Genomic DNA, 17538 nt, shown 5'->3' on the forward strand with positions numbered 1-17538 from the left:
AGAGCCGGGCTGCGGTCGCCCCCGCGGGAGGGGTGGCGGGTCGGGTCGGTCACGAGAACTTCAGGTCCAGGAGGGAACTGACCAGGCCGTTGCCGGATCGGGCCGTGAAGGCCGGCGGTCCGGGGGCGGGGGCCGAGGACGAGGCGGGCGGTGTGTCCGGACGCTCCAGCCACAGCCGCCGGCGCCGGAACACGGGCGGCGGCAGCGGTTGCCGTACCGTTGGCCGGCCGTCGCGCTCGGCCTCGTCGAAGGAGGTCGCCAGGGCATGGGCGTTGGTGCCGCCCAGTCCGAAGGCGCTGACTCCGGCCGTACGGCGCCCGGTCCACTCGCGCGTTCGGGTGTTGGGGTAGAAGGGCGATCCGGCGAAGTCGAAGCGCGGATTGGGCTCCGCACAGTGCAAGGTGGCCGGGATTGCGCCGTGCTCCAGCGCCAGCAGGACCTTCAGCAGCCCGGCCATGCCGGCCGCGCTCAGCAGGTGCCCCATCGTCGACTTCACGCTGCCGATGGCGCAGAACCCGGTACGGTCCGTGGTCCTGCGGAACACGTCGGTCAGGGCCCGCAGTTCGATCGGGTCGCCGATCGCCGTACCGGTGCCGTGGGCCTCGACCATGCCGATCTCGTCGGCGCTCACCCCCGCCGCATCAAGGGCGCGGCGCACCACGTCGGCCTGGGCGACGGGGTTCGGGGTGGTCAGGCCCATGGTCCGGCCGTCGTTGCCGACCGCCACGCCGTTGATGACCGCGTGCACCCGGTCGCCGTCGCGGACCGCCGCGGCCAGTGGCTTCAGCAGCAGCACCCCGCAGCCCTCGCCCGGTACGAAACCGTCGGCCTCCTGCGCGAAGGCAGCGCACCGCCCCCGCGGGGAGAGCGCCCCCGCCGAGCTGAACTCCAGGTACGGCTCCTCGTCCAGCAGCACCTCGGCGCCGCCGGCCAGCGCGAGCTCCGACTCGCCGGCGAGCAGGCTGCGGCACGCCAGCTGTACGGCGACGAGGGCGGACGAACAGGCGCTGTCCACCACCATGTTGGGGCCGCGGAAGTCGTACTGCTGGGCGAGCCTGGCCGCGATGAAGTTCTGGTCGCCGCCCAGTCCGGACGCCGCCGTGCGCGGTCCCAGCCGGAGCCGGTACGCGGACATCCGCGCGCCGACGAACACCCCGACGTCACGGCCCGCCAGCTCGGGGTCCCGGTAGCCCGCGTCCCGCAGACAGGCCGCGGAGGTCTCCATCATCATCCTGATCGCCGGGTCGAGGCAGATCGCCTCCTCCTCCGACATCCCGAAGAAGTCCGGGTCGAAGCCCTCCACGTCGTCGACGAAGCCGCCCCACTTGCTCACGCTGCGGCCCTCCGCGCGCAGCGGGGCGTAGAGCCGGGAGACGTCCCAGCGCGACGGCGGCACTTCCCGGACCGTGCTGCGGCCCTCCAGCAGGACCTGCCACAGCGCCGCCGGGTCGGGAGCGCCGGGCAGCCGGCATCCCGTGCCGATGACGGCGATCCGCTGGTCCTGCCGGTTGCCGCCCGGAACTCCGTACCGCACCGAGGAACCGGCCGACACGCCTGCCGGTTCCCGGGGCCGGGGTTCGGCGGGCGGTTCCTCGGCCCGGGGTTCGGCGTGCGTCTCGGGCCTGTCTTCGGCGGGGCTCCCGGTCTCGTCCCCGGCCGGCTTTTCGGCCCATTCCCGGGCCTGCCTCTCGGCCCCGTCCCCGCGCTGCTCCTCGGCCCCGCCCCCGGCCGGCCCGGGCCACCGGGCGGCGACGTGGGCGCTGAGCGCGGTGAGTGTCGGGTGGTCGAGCAGCAGGCTCGGCTCGACGTTCTGGCCGAGGTGTGCCTCGATCCGCTCCACCAACTCGGCCAGCAGGACGGACTCCACCCCCAGGTCGCCGAACCCGGCGGTCGGGTCGAGCTGGTCCTCGGGGATGCCGAGGCTGTGGGAGAAGATCCGCACCAGCCAGGACAGCGGCCGCGTCGGACCGGGGGCGGGGACCGAAGTGGCCGGCACCGCGGCGACCGGCGCCGGGGCGGCCACAGCCCCGGCGGACGGCTGCAGCCGGTTGGCCCTCAGCAGTGCCTGGGGGTCGAAGCCGTCGGCCCGCTCGGGCACCACGGGACACACGAGGACGTTGCCCAGCGGCTCGGCGAGCACACGGTCCAGCACCGCCAGACCCTCCGTGTCGGACAGCGATCCGAGACCGAGGCGCGCGGGCGCGTCCGTGTGACCGGCGCCGGCCCCGGACTCCCGCCACACCGGCCAGTTCACGACCCGGAACGTCCCGTGCCCCGCCTCGGCGAGCCGCCCGAGTGACGCGTCGAGGTAGGCATTGGCGGCCGCGTAGTCGGCCACGCCCACGCCCAGCGCTGGGACGGCGGAGGAGATGGACGAGAAGGCCACGAAGTAGTCGAGCCGGTCCCCCGCGCACAGGGCGAGCAGGGCGTCCAGCCCGTTCGCCTTGGGTTCCAGGACGGCGCGGATCTGGTCCGTCGTCTTCCGCAGCAGCGCCGGGCCGCCCCGGCTGCCGAGGCCGGCGCAGTGCACCACGCCACCGATCGGGCCGAGCCGGTCCCGTACGGAGTCCAGGAACGCGGCCGGCGCCGCGTCGTCCGCGTCGAGCGGACCGGCGTGCACCAGCACCAGCGCGCCGAGCCCCTCCAGGGCGCGGATGTTCGCCACGGCCTCGGCGGTCTCGGGGGCCAGGTCGGGGCGGTTCCACTCGTGCCGCGGCGGCAGCGGCCGCCGGCACAGCAGCGCGATCCGCCGGGCACCCCGGGACACCAGGTGACGGGCCGTCAGTGCGCCGAGACCTCGGGTGCCACCGGTGACGACATGGGCCCGCCCGGGATCCAGGGGCTCGGGCCGCGTCGCGGGGGACGGGCCGGGCAGGGCGACGAGCCGGGGACGCAGCCGTGTCCCGGACCGGCGCCGGACCTCGCCCGAGCTGTCGGCGATCTGCCATTCGGCGTCGATCTCCGCGGCCGTCGCGTCGAGGCCCCCGGCCGGGCCCGGGTCGAGGACGGTGGCGTGCACCCAGGGATGCTCGGCGCCGAGCATCCGCACCACCCCGGCCAGCCGCGCCCCGGCGGGCTCCGGTCCGTCGCCGTCGGCGGAGTACAGCCCGGGCACGACCTGGAGGACCCGCAGTCCCGTGGCGGGCCGCTGTGCGGGCTGCGCGCTCAGCAGCGGGCGGAGCGCGGCGAGCCGCGGCGCCCAGGCGTCCCGGTCGGCGGACGGGGCCACTGCGCACAGGTCGAGCCAGCCGACGACCGGGCCGTGCCGGTCGAGAAGCGCGGCCACGGCGGCCTCGGCCGAGCGTTCGTCCGCCAGTTCGGCCTCGCCCAGCAGGACGACCCGTTCCCGGCCGTGCCGCCGTGCCCATGCCTCGGCCAGGTCACGGCTGCCGTCCCGGTGGGCGCAGAGCACGACCCCCTTTCCGGGCACGTCCCAGGCCTCCGCGCCGTCCGCGACGGCCCACTCACGTCCGTACAGACGAACTGTCCCGGGGTCGGCGGTCGTGGCCGGTCCGGTGGGGATCGCCGGGCGGGCGGCCCCCTCGGGGGCCCAGCAGCGCATGCGGGCGAACGGGTAGCCCGGCAGACCGATCAGCGGCCGGCGGGCGTCCGGGTCGCCGCTGTCGAGGCGGATCTCGCCGCCGCGGGCCCAGTGCCGGGCGAGCTCGTCGTGACGGCCGCGGTCCAGCGGGAGAGTCTTCGGGTCGTAGGTGCCGGGTGAAGGAGTCCGGTGGTGGAGCAGCCGCGCCTCGGCGGCGGAGCCACCGAGGCCGAACCGCTCCAGCAGACCGGCCAGTTCGGCCGGATCACCGGTGACCACGGCGAGCCGCTCGCGCAGTGCCTCCCGGCCGACCAGCAGGGTGCGGGCCACGTCCCGGAGGACGACCGGCCGGCCCGCCGCGGCCTCGTCGCGCAGGAAGCCGGCCAGGCGGGTGGCCGAGTTCCGCAGCCGTTCCTCGTCGGTGGCGGAGAGCACCACCAGTTCCGGCCCCTGCGGCGCCGGACCGGACCCGACGGCCGCCTCGGGGGCGTACGCCTCCACGACCACGTGCGCGTTGCTGCCCCCGGCGCCGAACGAACTGACGCCCGCCCGCCGGGGCGTTCCGGAGCCGGTGCGGCCCGGCCACGCGGCGGCCTCGCGCTGCAACCGGAAGGGGGTGCCGCTCCAGTCGATGTGCGGGTTGAGACGGTCGGCGTGCAGGGAGGGGACGAGCGTGTCGTGGCGCAGCTGGAGGATCACCTTGGTCAGTCCGGCGATGCCCGCGGCGCCCTCCAGGTGCCCGATGTTCGACTTCACCGAGCCGAGGGCGCAGCTGCCGGGGGTGAGGCCCGCGTCGGCGAAGGCCCGGCCGAGGCCGTTGATCTCGATGGGGTCGCCCAGTTCCGTGCCGGTGCCGTGGGCCTCCAGACACCCGATCGTGCCCGGGTCCACCCCCGCGTCCCGCAACGCCCCGGCGATCAGCTCGCCCTGCGCGACCGGGTTGGGAACCATGTAGCCGTGGGTGCGCCCGCCGTGGTTGACGGCCGTGCCGCGCAGCACCGCGTGGATGCGGTCGCCGTCGGCCAGCGCCGCCTCCAGCGGTTTGAGCAGGACCGCCCCGACCCCTTCGCCGGGTACGAATCCGTCGCCGCCCGCGCCGAAGCTGCGGCACCGGTGGTCGCTCGAGTCCATGCCCAGCTGCCGTTGCTGCACGAATTTGTTGGGGTGCAGGGACAGGTTGACGCCACCGGCGAGCGCGAGCTCGCACTCGCCCCGGCGCAGGCTCTGCACCGCCAGGTGCACGGCGGTCAGGGACGCCGAGCACATCGTGTCGACGGTCATGCTGGGGCCGTTGAGGTCGAGGAAGTACGAGACGCGGTTGGCGACGCCGGCGAGTGCGGAGCCCGTGGCGGGACCGTCCGGCCGGCCCGTCGTGGCGGGCAGCCCGAACAGGGGGTACTCGTTGTACATCGCGCCGACGAAGACCCCGGCGCGGGAACCGTGGACCTCACGGAGCCGCCGTCGCGGATAGCCGGCGTCCTCCAGCGTCTCCCACGCCACTTCAAGGAAGAGCCGTTCCTGCGGGTCCATCAGAGCAGCGTCCCGGGGTGTGATACCGAAGAACAGCGGGTCGAACCGGTCGACGTCGTCGAGGAACGAACCCCACATCAGTTCGGAGGGCCAGCCGGGCTGCCGCCGTTCCTCGGGGAACTCCCTGATCGAGTCCCGGCCCGCGAGCAGGTTCCGCCAGAAGGTGTCCAGGTCGGGGGCGTCCGGGTAGCGTCCGGCGATGCCGATGACGGCGATCCGCCCGTCGCCGGCCTGCGGTGACGGCTCTGCGCCGGTCCGGACCGGGAGCCCGGCCGTGGCGGGGAGTCCGGCCGTGGCGACCTCGCCGCTCGGGCCGCTCCAGGGCGCTCCCGGCAGCCGGGTCAACTCGCCCGCCACACCCGCGAGATCACGGTGCTCGAAGAAGACGGTGCGGGACAGCCCGGGGCCCAGGTCGTCCTCCAGTCGGGCGTTGAGCCGGGCGACCAGGTACGAGGTGAGCCCGTAGTGCTCCAGCGGCGTTCGTGCGCCGATCCGCTCCACCGGGATTCCCGACACCTCGGCGTACAGCTCGGTCAAATAGGCGAGGGCCCGGTCGAGCTCCAACCCGGTGTCGCGGCCGACCGCAGCCGCGGGCGCCGGTGCGGGGGCGGGTTCCGGCGCGGCGATCCGGTGCCGGTCGGCGGCGAACGGGTAAGCGGGCAGGGCGACTCGGCGAGCCCGCCCGGCCGGCCGGTGCCGGGACCAGTCCACGTCCTCGCCCGCGGTCCAGGCGGCGGCCGCGGAGCGGAGGGGAACAGCCGGGGCCTCGCCCCGGCAGAACGCGTCGAGCCGCGCGACCAGCTCCGGCACGTCCGAGCACACCAGCGCGACGCGCTCGGCCAGCGGGACCCGGCCGGACTGGAGGGTGAAGGAGATGTCCCGCAGGGAGGGCGTGGTGCCGGCCCGCAGCGCCGCGACGAGATGGTCGCGCAGCCGCGCCGCCACGGCCGTCAACTGCGGCTTCGTCGCGGCGGACAGCGGCACGGTGTACGGGCCCGGGTCGTACGGTTCCGGTTCGGCCACCGCGGCCGGCACCGTGCCGCCCCGGGGCGCGTCCCCGGCGCCGTGGGCGGACCGCAGCAGTACATGGGCGTACGAGCCTGTGGCGCCCATCGCGTTGACCATGGCGCGCACCGGGCCGGTCCCGCCGGCCGCCGCCCACTCGCGGCCGTGCGTCACCGGGCACAGCGCCGACGCCTCCCAGCCGACCAGGGTGCTGCGGTTGCCGGCGAGCATGGTCGGGGCGAGTCGGCGGTGCCTCATCTGCAGCAGCACCTTGGTGAGCTGGGAGAGGCCGGAGGCGGCCTCGAGGTGTCCGATGTTCGGCTTGACCGTCCCGATCGGCAGCGGTCCCGGCCGGTCGGCCGACGCGAAGACGGCGTCCAGAGCCTCCGTCTCCGCGGCGTCGGCGAGCACCGCGCCGGCCGAGGCGCACTCCACGTAGCCGACGTCGGCCGGATCGCGCCCGGCCGAGGCGAGCAGCGCCGCGACCGAGCCGGCGAGCGCGGTGGCGTCCGGGGTGCCGAAGCGTCCCGCCCCGCCCATGTGGCCGCTGCGGGTGGCCTCGACGACGGCGTGTACGACGTCCCCGTCCTCCTCGGCAGCCGCTCGCGGACGCAGCAGCACCGCACCGACACCCTCGCCGGGGATCCAGCCGGCGCGGTCACCGTCGAAGGCGCCGTCGTTGCCGGCCGGCGCCAGCAGGTCGAAGTCCGAGAGCAGTTCGAGGTGGTAGGGGTGCGTCAGCAGACTGGCCGAGGCGACGACGGCGGCACCGCACTCGCCCCGGCGCAGGGACTCCACCGCCAGATGCAGCGCGGTCAGCGAGGAGGCGCACGAGGTGTCCACGGCGACGCTCGGCCCGTCGAAGCCGAAGAAGTGCGAGATCCGGTTGGCCGCGTCCGAGGCGGTCGCCGAGACGAGCGCGTCCTCGCCGCCGCGCCAGGCGTCGGCCCCTGTGTGCTGGTGGTCCTGCCACATCGCGCCCAGGAACACCCCGACGCGGCCCGCCGCGCCGGTCAGCGAACCGGCGGTGTGACCTGCGGCCTCCAGGCATTCCCAGACCGTGTGCAGCAGCAGCCGCGACTGGGGGTCCAGCAGACGGGCCTCGTGCGGCGACACGTGGAAGAGCAGGCTGTCGAACCGGTCGACGTCGGGAAGGAATCCGCCGAGCACATCCGCGCCGTCCGCGCGGCGGGCGACGACCTGGCCGTGCCGCGCCTCGGGCACCGGGCCGAGGGCCCGTCCGCCGGTGTTCAGCAGCCGCCAGTACGCGTCGAGACCGTCCGCGCCCGGGTAGTGCCCGGCGATCCCGGTCACGGCGATCTCGGCGCTGCCCACGGGCTCCGGGGAAGCGGCCCGCGCCGGGTCCTCGGCGGGGACCGCGAGGAACGGACGCTCACCGGTGGACTCGGCGCGCTCCGGATGGAGAGCGGGGCCGCCGAGGAGGCCCTGGAGGAAGACGTGGCCGTCGTTCAGCGCGAGGTGCGCGGCGAGCCGCTCGGTGGCCATGCCCCCGACCGGAGTGAGCCCCACGCCGCAGGCGGCCTGGCCCAGCATCAGGAGCTGGCTCAGATGGCCCGCCTCCAGGGCGAGATAGCGGTCGCTGTCGTCCTCGTACAGAGGGGCGATGCCGTCGCGCTGTCCGAAGAGCAGGATCTCGAAGCCCGCGCGGTCGTAGACGGGCCGGTTGTGGACGAAGTGCGCCGCACGGCCCCGGCCCGCCGCGGAGTCCGGGGCGACGAGGTGCAGCGCGTGGTCGACCGGGTGGTGGTAGTAGAGGCCGGGGGCGAGGCCCTCCACGCCGTCGGGCCGGACGCGCACGTAGACCTGGACGGCGTAGGTCGAGCCCGCCGACGGGTACAGCCGCCGGGCCCGACCGTCCACCTCGGTCTCGGCCAGCAGCCCGAGCAGCCTGCAGAACGAGGCGTGCGGCAGCGGCCCGTCGGCGAAGTCCTGGCGGCTGGCCCGCCAGCGGTAGTGCTCCGCGGCGACGGCGGCGCGGGCGAGGGGGACGACCCGCTCGCCGGCGCGGGAGCGCCGCAGGTTCCAGGCGGCGTCCTTGAAGGCGTCGCGCTCCTCCTGCGAGAAGAAGTCCACGGTCCCCGGACGCTCCCGGTCGATCGTCCCCGGGCGCTCCCGGTCGGCCGTCCCGGCCGCCCCCGCGCCGCTCTCCCGCGCGACCTCGTGCTGCTCGCTGACGGTCACCGCGACGGACGCTTGTGCCCCGGTCGGAGTGAGTGACCGCACCGCTTCGGCCTCGGGTGTGGAGGCCGGTGTCGGGGCGGCGGCGGGCACGGGCGCCTGTGCCGCCTCGGCGGCAGGTACGGCCTCCTGTGCCGGCGCGTCTGTGGGCTGTTGCCTCGGCGTGGACGCGGGGCCGATTTCCGCGGCCACCCTGCGGGCCACGCCCGTCACCGTGGGCTCGTCGAGCAGGACCGAGACGGGGACCCGTTTGCCGTACAGCCGCTGGAGCGCGGCGGAGACCTGCACCATGGTGAAGGAGGTCGCGCCCTGGTCCCAGAGGTCCTCCTCCGGGTCGACCGAGGCCGTGCCGAGATGCTCGGCGAAGATCGCCGCGATCCGTTCGACGAGGTCGACGAGGGTGACGAGGTCGGCGAACTCGGCGGGCGCACCGTCCCCGTCGGCCGGTGCCGGCGCGTCCGCCGCCGACGCCCGCGGCGCCCCGTCCGCTCCGGGCAGCAGGCGGAGCCGGTCGCCCGGAGCGACCGGCCAGGGCAGGGCCTTGCGGTCCAGTTTGCCGTTGGCCGTGGACGGGAAGCCGTCGACGAACGCCACCACGTTCGGCACCATGTAGTCCGGCAGCGCCTCCGCGGTGTGCCGCCGCAGCGCCCCCACGCCGGGGACGGCGCCGCCGGGCACGACGTACGCGACGAGCCTGCGGGTGCCGGACGGGTCGGGCTGCGCCAGGACGACGGCGTCCTTCACCTCGGCGTGTTCCCGCAGCCGGAACTCGATCTCGCCCAACTCGACCCGGAAGCCCCGGATCTTCACCTGGTCGTCGGCGCGGCCCAGGAAGTTCAGGTTGCCGTCGGGGTAGTAGCAGGCCCGGTCTCCGGTCCGGTAGAGCCGGGCAGCGGGATCGTCGCTGAAGGGGTCCCGGACGAAACGCTCGGCGGTCAGCTCGGGCTGCCCGAAGTAGCCCAGGCTGAGGCACTCCCCGCCGATGTACAGATCGCCCTCCACCCCGACCGGGCACGGCTCCATGGCCTCGTCGAGGACGTGGTAGCGGGCGTTGTCGATGGGTCTGCCGTAGGGGATGCTCCGCCAGCTCGGATCGATCTTCCCGATCGGGAACCAGTTGGACCACACGGTGGCCTCGGTGGCGCCGCCCAGGCTGACCATGCGGGCGTTCGGAAAGAAGCCCCGGATCTCGTCCGGCAGCGGCAGCGGCGTGTAGTCGCCGCTCAGGTACACCAGCCGCAGCCGGTCCCCGCCCGTCTCCCCGGCGCGGCCCGGCAGCAGCGGGGCGAGCTGGTTGAGCGTCGTCGGCGCGGAGTTCCAGAAGGTGACCGGCTCCGTGAGGAGCACGTCGAGCAGCAGCTCGGGGTCCTTCTGCTGCGTCTCGTCGGCGAGGTACACGGCCGCGCCCAGACCCAGCAGCCCCAGCAGGTCGAAGACGGAGAGGTCGAAGCCGAGGGACGTCACGCACAGTCCGAGGTCGCCGGGGCCGAACCCGTGCGTCCGGCGGCACCAGTTGAGCAGGTTGAGCACCGGCCGGTGGGCGACGGCCACGCCCTTCGGCTTCCCCGTGCTGCCCGAAGTGAAGATGACGTAGGCGGTGTTGGCCGAGGTGGCGGCGGTCTCCGGATCGGCGTCCGGGTCTTCGGTGGTGTCGGCGGTGTCGTCCGGGTCCACACACGTCACTCCGGTCGGCACCGCCCAGTCGCGTCCGGCGCCGGTGACGAGCAGCCCGAGTCCGGCCTCCTGGATGACGGTGTGCGCCCGCGCCGGGGGCAGCGACGGCTCCAGCGGCACGTAGAAGCCGCCCGCCTTGAGGACGCCGAAGACCGCGGCGACCATGTCGGGGCCGCGCCGCAGCGCGATGCCGACGCCCGTCTCGGGGCCGGCTCCGAGGGCCAGCAGCCGCCGGGCGATGCGGTTGGCCCTGCGGTTCAGCTCGCGGTAGGTCAGTGAACCGCCCGCCCACCGCACGGCCACGGCGTCCGGGCGCAGCCGCACCTGCCGTTCGAACAGCAGGTGCACGGGCCCCGGGTCGGGGAACTCACGCGAGGTGTCGTTCCACTCGTACAGGATCGTGTGGCGCTCCACGGGCCCCGACGGGCCGGCCGACAGGCGGGCTGCGGAGGTGTCCGTCCGCGCGGTCAGCAGGTCCTGGAAGTCCTGGAACAGCCGCTGCGGCAGCCCCTCGGGGAAGTGCTCGGCCACCACGTCCCAGTGCACGCGCAGCTCGTCGCCCTCCTCGATGCACACACAGTCGGCGGAGACATCGGGTGTGCAGGTCAGCCAGCGGCCGGAGCGGACCCCGGTCGGCAGCGGCTGGTCGCCGAGCGCCAGCAGCCCCGTGTACACGACCGGCAGGTCGAACGCCCCGGAGCGGCGCTCCTTCAGCACCCGGCGGCGCAGTGGGGTCAGCCCGCTCACCGCGTCGGCGGCGACATCGGCGTCGATGATGAGCCGGTAGGCCGCGGCACGTTCGAGCAGCGTCAGCTCGGACACGTCCCGGGTGACCCAGCTCAGCCTGGTGAACTCACCGGGCCGGTAGCGGCTGGTGGCGTCCGTCCAGCGCACCACGGGCAGCGCGAAGGGCGGCGCGCAGTGCAGGGCGAGGGCCTCGCCGAAGGCGGCCAGCAGGAGGTCGTCCGGACGTACGCCGGCGGCCTCCGCGACCGCGCGCAGGGCGGGCCAGTCGGGCAGCCGGGTCTCCAGCCGGGTGCGGCGCGGGTTCTCGCCGCGGCGACCGGTGTCCGGTCCTGGCGGCAGCGCGGCGATCCGGTCGCGCCAGTGGGCGGTCCACCGCGGCGCCTGCGCCGACCGCGCGAGCCGGCGCTGCTCCTTGGTCCACGCGGAGTACGGCGCCGCTGCCCGGGGGGCCGCCTCCGGGTCGGCGTACAGACGGAACAGCTCCCGGTAGAGGAAGTGGATGCTGCGGCCGTCGACGATGGTCAGGTCGATGACGCAGTGCACCGTGGCCGGGCCGCCCTCGCGGGTGGTGACACGCAGATCGGACTGAGGGCCGCGGCCCAGCGGGAACGCCCGGCTGACCAGGGCCTCGGGCAGAGCGTCCAGGAAGGCGTCGGGGTTGGCGCAGGCGGACAGGTCCACGACGGGGACGTACCAGTGCTCGGGGGCCTCGGGCCGTACTGACAGCCGTCCGTCCGTGGTGACGACGGTGCGCAGGACGTCGTACGCGGACACCAGGCGCAGCCACGCCGTTTCCAGCCGTTCCACGTCGACCTCGTCGAGGTGGAAGGCGTGGTAGACCTGGCAGCCGTCCCAGGGGGCGGGGCCGCTGACGGCGCGCGGTACGGCGTACGCCTGCTGCAGTTCGTTCAGCGCTCGCAGCTCGGGCTCGCCGCAGCCCAGCGCGTGCAGCGAGTTGGTGAACACCGCGAACAGCGTGTCGAGCGCCCCGACCGGGAAGCGGGACTCGACGGCGTCCCACCGGAAGCGCAGTTCGCCGTCCTGCTCCCACATCTGGTGGTCGAGGGCCACCCCGGTGGTCTGGCTGGTGGCGTAGGAGGTGCGGGCGGCCAGGCCGTCGGTGCGGCGGCCGGCGGGGACGGCATCCAGCAGGCTGGTGAAGACGACGGGCAGGGCGGGCAGGGGCGCGCCCCGGTGCCGGGAGCGCAGCTCCCGCAGCGCGGCGATGCCGGAGACGCCCGTGTGTCCGAGCCCTTCCCACAGTCGGCTGTGCAGGGCCGCCGCGGCGTCCCGGAGGCTCTCGCCGAGGGTGTCCGGCACCGGCAGGACGGCGGTCGAGGTGAACGGGCCGACGAGGTCCTCCGCCTCGCGGGGCAGCCGCGCGCGCTGATTGGTCGTCAGAACCAGGGCGAAGGGCCGGTCGGCTCCCTGGCGGGCGAACGCCTCGGCGAAGAGCGTGAGGACGAGCGCGGTGGGGGAGACCCCCCACTCCTCGGCGGTGTCCCGCACCGCCCGCCACGTACGGCTGCTCAGCCGGCCGTTGAGGGAGCGGCGGGGCAGACAGCCGCCGTTCGCGCCCCCATCGGCGGGGCCCGGGTCCCGCCGCGGGGCGCCGTGCAGGGAGGCGAGGTCGGGCCCGCCGGGCAGATCGGCGAGCAGCTCGGCCCAGTAGTCGAGGGACGCGCGGTGGGCGTCCGTGCCCTCCTCCTCGCGCAGCAGGCGCAGACACTCCCGCACGGTGGTCCGGGGCGCCGTAACGGCGTGCTCCAAATCCTCGTACCACCGCCACCAGTGGTCGAGCAGCAGCTCCAGGCCGTGACCGTCGGTCAGCAGGGCGTCCAGACCGAGGTGCACCCTGCCCGCTCCGCCGGGCAGCCGGGTGAGCTCCACGCCGAACAGCGGCCCCCCGTCGAGCGGGTGGCTGTGGTGGGACATCCGGCCGCGCACCTCGGCGAGGTGCGCGGCGACGTCCTCGGGAGCGGCGTCGGTGAGGTCGTGGACGGTCGTCAGGTGTTCCGGCGGGGTGGGACGGATGCGCTGGCTGCCGTCCGTCGAGATCTCGGCCCGCAGCATCGCGTGGTGGGCGACGACCCGGTCCCAGGCGGCGCGCATCCGCGCGGCGTCCAGATCCGCGACTTCGAACTCGCGGTAGAGGTGACAGCCCACGGCGTCGTCACCGAGCAGGGGCTCCTTGCCGATGACGTAGGACTGTTGGAGATCGGTGAGGGGAAACGGTTCACCGTCGTCGTCGGGTGCCACCGGGGCGGCGGCCGGTCCTGTCCCGGTCCGGGTCGGCACCCCGTCGAGTTCCCGGGTGATCCAGGACACCAGCTCCGCGGTGTCCTGGCAGTCCCCCAGCCGCCGCACGGGAATGTCCACGCCGAATTCCCGGCGCAGCTCGAACCAGAGCCGGGTGGTCATCAGGGAGGTCATTCCGAGTGCGCGCAGCGGAACTCCCGCCCGTGGAACGGAATCGTCGGAGAGGATTTCCGCGAGTATTCGATCGACCTCTTCCGACACGGTGCCGGAAGGCTGCCGTTGACTGGAAGCGGAACTCCTGACCACGAGTTTCCTCCCCCTCATGGATTCCCGCGGAAATCCATGAGTTCGCTCGCTGCCTAGTGGTGAGCCACTCTGCGTGAACCGTAAACAAGGGGCGTGCGGAAGGCTGCTCAACGTTGCGCAGCGGGTGGCGTACGGCTTTTCCCGGTTCTCTTTCCGGGCCCGGAAGTGCGCCCGGGCGGGGTCAGCTCCGCACGGTGTGCCGGGCCAGGAAGTCCGCCGCCAGCCCTTCCAGCCGCGCGCCCGCGCCGAACAGGGACAGATGGTCGCCGTGTGGCTCGACACGCAGCCTCGCGTCGCTGAGCCGGGCGGCCACCACCCGGGAGCCCTCCGGGTGCGCCGTGTGGTCGTCCTCGCTGGTGACCACCAGCGTCGGCTGCTTCACCGCGTCGAGCAGCGCGAAGACATCGGCGGTCATGATGGCGCCGTTGAGCACGCAGTAGCGGTAGAAGAGTTCGGCGTCCGCGTACGGCAGCAGGACCAGGTGGGCCAGCCCGGGCGGGGTGGTGGCCGGCGCGGACTGGCACAGCGCCGAGTTGATCGACGCGGCGCTCAGCCGGTCCTCGGCCGCCATGCCCATCAGCGCCTGCAGATTCAGCTGGTGGTCGGTCTTCGGGGCCTCCCGGCCCAGCTCGTAGTCGCCGTGCCACAGGCTCAGCGAGCCGACCCGGCCCGGATGGTCGGCCGCCGCCCGCAGCGCGAGAACCGCGCCTCCGCACAGGCCCATCACGTGCGCGCTCTCCACGCCGTGGTAGTCCATGACCGTGACCAGGTCGGCGGCCTGGTCACGGACCGAGTGCCCCAGCCGGTCGAAGTCGTCCGGCCCGCCGGACGCGCCGAACAGTCCCCGGCTCTCCCAGGTCACCACATGGTGGTCCCGCGACAGGAACCGCATCCATGGCTCGCAGATCTCGGCGGGCATTCCGCACGCCGAGACCAGCACCACCGTGGGCGCGGACCGGTCGCCCGCCGCGTAGGTGCGCAGCAGGGCACCGTCGGCGGCGAGGGCGTCCGTCTCCGCGCGCCACCGGGCGACCCCGGTGTCCCTGGCCGCGGTGGCCGCGGCCTCCACGGCCCGCGCACCCTCCTCCGGTCCCGACGCGGCCGAGGCCAGCGCGGCCAGGGCCGGGCGCAGCCGGTCGGCCACGATCTGGACGAACACCTCGGTGTCGGCCGCGGCACCGGCCGCGGGGGCGGGCGCCGTCCCGTCCTCCGGTACGAAGGCCAGTCCGGTCACCTTCAGCCGCCGCGTGAGGGCGACAGCCGGCTCCAGCGCCCGCCGCGGAGTACGGACGGGCAGGGGAGGCCGGCTGCCCAGCGCCTCCAGCAGCGGCCCGACGCTCACGACCGCCCGCGCGAACGAGGCAGCCGCCTCGGTGAACTCCCCTGCCGGTGCCATACCCGCCCCCGTTCCGGAACCTGTCCGTGCCGTTGTCCGTGTGCCGCACACCTGAGGTGACGCCACGTCAGAGACCCGTCACCGGGTGGTGAAGGCGTGTCCGCGGGTCGTGTGGGTGGCGATCCTGTTGTGGGTGTAGGTGTTCTCGCCGGCGACCAGCACGGCACCGTACTGCTCCAGGCTCACCCGGCCGCCGTACTCCTCGATCTCCTCGGTGCCGGGGTAGACCTGCACCGAGGTGGGCACGTACCGCGAGGCGAAGCCCAGTCGCATCTCGTCGCTGGCCCCGCTGTGCGGATGCGAGGCGTGCATCAGCGTCGACCAGAACATGATGGCCTCGCCCGGGCGCATGACCATCGAGACCGCCTTCGACTCGTCCGGCGTCCAGTCCGGGTCGATCTGCAGCTCCCGGTAGTCGTAGCCGAAGAAGCCGCGCTTGACGTCGCCCTTCTCCTGCCGGTTGATCCGGTCCGGGTCGTAGTGCATCCGCTTGGTCTCGTCGTAGAACATCGACTGGTGCGTGCCCGGGATGAACTGGAGGCAGCCGGTGTCCTCGTTCGCCTCGGTGAAGGCCGTCCACACCGTGATCGTGCCGCCGAACTCCACGGCCTCGCCCGGCCAGAGGATCTGCGGCTGCCCGGAGGCGTTGGCGAAGGTGTCGGCCTGGTGCCAGTCCGTGCCCTCGTCCCCCGGGTACTTGGGGAAGAACTCGGTGCGCCAGCTCAGCACGTCCGGTCCGAGCACGCTGCGCACCCGGTCGACGATCTCCGGCCGGCAGATGTGGTCGGCCAGGAACGTGGAGTCGAGATGGCGGTCGTAGTTGGAGATGTTGGTGTTGCCGGACTCGGCCGCCTCGTCCCCGTAGACCGCCATGGAGCGGTCCATCAGCGCGAGCCGCTCGCTCCGCCAGGCCCGCTTCATCTCCTCGATCTCGTACACTTTGAACGGGCCGAAGAAGCCCTGCGCGCGGAACTGCGCCAGTTCCTCGGGGCTCAGCGCGAACGTGCGGTCCGCGCCCGACGTGATCTGCTCGGTGGTCATGTGAATCAGGCTCCAATGCTCTGAGATGTGGCGGAGTCGACACAACTGCCGAGGCGTCGCACGCTCGCGACGCCTCCCAGATCCGTGACGTTCACGGTGATGCCGAAGTGCTGGTTGACGGCGTGCAGGATGCGGACGAACGCCAGCGACGTGGCGCCGATGTCGAACAGGTCGGAGTCGGGACCGGGCACCTCGCGCCCCAGCACCTGCTCGGTGATCCCCAGCACGACCTGCTCGGACCCGGTCAGCTCCGAGCCGGCGGCGCCGGCCGCCCCGTCCTGGGGCAGGGCCAGACCGGCCACCGCGGCCCGGTCCGTCTTGCCCTCGGGGGTCAGCGGGATGTGCGGCACCAGCCGGTAGGCGGACGGACGCAGATGTGTCGGCAGAGCCCGGCGGGCCAGCGCGGCGACCTCGGCCGCGAGCGCGGCGGCCTCGGCGGGACCGACCTCCGGTGCCGTGCCCGCCGCCAGCAGGTAGGCCTCGAGCCGCACATCACCCTCGCCGTGGTCCCGGGCCACGACGACGGCCCGCGCCACATCCGGGTGGGCGGTCAGGGCGGCCTCGACCTCGCCCGGCTCGACGCGGAAGCCGCGCACCTTCAGCTGGGCGTCGAGGCGTCCCAGGTACACCAGCTCCCCCTCCGGGGAGCGGAGGGCGAGGTCGCCGGTCCGGTAGACCCGCTCGCCGTCCACCTCCAGGAAGCGCTCCGCGGTCAGCTCCGGACGGTTGAGGTAGCCGCGGGCCACGCCGGGACCCGAGACGTGGATCTCACCGGGCTGCCCGTCGGGCACCTCGGCGCCCGAGGCGTCCAGCAGACGGACGGTGAGATCACCCAGCGGTACGCCGATGGGGCTGACGTCCGTGTCCGCGTCCGCCGCGGTGAGGGTGCGGTGCGTGACATGCACGGTGGTCTCGGTGATGCCGTACATGTTGACCAGGCGCGGGCCCCGTTCGCCGTGACGTGCGAACCACGGCTTCAGCAGCGCAGGGTCCAGCCGCTCGCCGCCGAACACCACCAGCCGCAGGCCGCCGAGCCCGCCGTCGGCCTCCTCGTCGACGGCCGCCAACTGGCGGAACGCCGACGGGGTCTGGCTGAGGACGGTCACGCCCTCGCTCGCCAGCAGGCCCCGGAACTCCCGGGGCGAACGCGCCACCTCGGCGGGGACGACGACGAGCCGCCCGCCGTGCAGCAGCGCACCCCAGATCTCCCACACGGAGAAGTCGAAGCTCACCGAGTGGAAGAGTGTCCACACATCGTCGGGGCCGAAACCGTACGGGCCCGCGGTCTGCTCGAACAGCCGCACCACATTGCGGTGTTCGACGGCTACTCCCTTGGGCGTCCCCGACGAGCCCGAGGTGTGGATGACGTAGGCGAGGTCACTGCCCGCGGACACGGCCGGTGCCTCCGCGTCGGCCCCGGCGGTGCCCGGTGCCCCGGCCACCACCACCGGGCAGTCCACGGCCGGCAGCCGGTCCGCCGCCTTGGCGGCCGTGACCACCACTCGGGCGCCGCTCTCGCGCAGCAGCAACTCGATTCGTTCCGCCGGGTAGTCCGGGTCGACGGGAACATAGCCGCCGCCGGCCTTCAGGATGCCCAGCAGGCCGACCAGCAGTTCGGTGGACCGGTCCGCGAACAGGACGACGGGCACCTCCGGCCCGACGCCGAGCGTCCTCAGCCGGGCGGCCAGCGCGTCCGCCCGGGCGTTCAGCTCGGCATAGCTGAGGCGGCCGTCCGGGGCGGTCACGGCGACCCGGTCGGGACCCTTGCGCACCGTCTGTTCGAACAGGCGGTGCAGAGATGTGCTTGACGACGTCACGACGGTTTCCTCCAGAGTCGTTC

The 17538-nt window shown here is 74.1% G+C and carries 4 protein-coding genes; all 4 read right to left on the reverse strand.

Annotated features, from left to right (window positions below):
• Positions 1–49 precede the first annotated feature (49 nt).
• The 4 genes from ACFWMZ_RS16715 to ACFWMZ_RS16730 all read right to left on the reverse strand — a co-directional run bounded on the left by ACFWMZ_RS16715 (position 50) and on the right by ACFWMZ_RS16730 (position 17515).
• Positions 50–13279 carry an amino acid adenylation domain-containing protein gene (locus ACFWMZ_RS16715; protein ID WP_383202278.1) on the reverse strand — a complete coding sequence of 4410 codons (13230 nt, stop codon included), beginning with the start codon at positions 13277–13279 and terminating at the stop codon, positions 50–52.
• A 163-nt stretch (positions 13280–13442) separates the two neighbouring features.
• Entirely contained in the window at positions 13443–14657 is a 1215-nt protein-coding gene (locus ACFWMZ_RS16720) for an alpha/beta fold hydrolase (protein WP_383176892.1), read from the reverse strand.
• 78 nt (positions 14658–14735) lie between these two features.
• A complete protein-coding gene (locus ACFWMZ_RS16725) occupies positions 14736–15698 on the reverse strand; it encodes a chlorinating enzyme (RefSeq protein ID WP_383176889.1) in 963 nt (320 codons plus the stop codon).
• A gap of 5 nt (positions 15699–15703) precedes the next feature.
• Positions 15704–17515, reverse strand: a complete 1812-nt coding sequence (locus tag ACFWMZ_RS16730; protein WP_383176886.1) for an amino acid adenylation domain-containing protein — start codon at positions 17513–17515, stop codon at positions 15704–15706.
• Positions 17516–17538 lie beyond the last annotated feature (23 nt).

The sequence above is a fragment of the Streptomyces sp. NPDC058373 genome, from assembly GCF_042723275.1.
In the GTDB taxonomy this organism is placed as follows: domain Bacteria; phylum Actinomycetota; class Actinomycetes; order Streptomycetales; family Streptomycetaceae; genus Streptomyces.

Bases quoted from the DNA above. Each gene is read 5' to 3' on its own strand.
- ACFWMZ_RS16715 (WP_383202278.1), bottom strand. From the start codon at position 13,279: ATGAGGGGGAGGAAACTCGTGGTCAGGAGTTCCGCTTCCAGTCAACGG.
- ACFWMZ_RS16725 (WP_383176889.1), bottom strand. From the start codon at position 15,698: ATGACCACCGAGCAGATCACGTCGGGCGCGGACCGCACGTTCGCGCTG.
- ACFWMZ_RS16720 (WP_383176892.1), bottom strand. From the start codon at position 14,657: ATGGCACCGGCAGGGGAGTTCACCGAGGCGGCTGCCTCGTTCGCGCGG.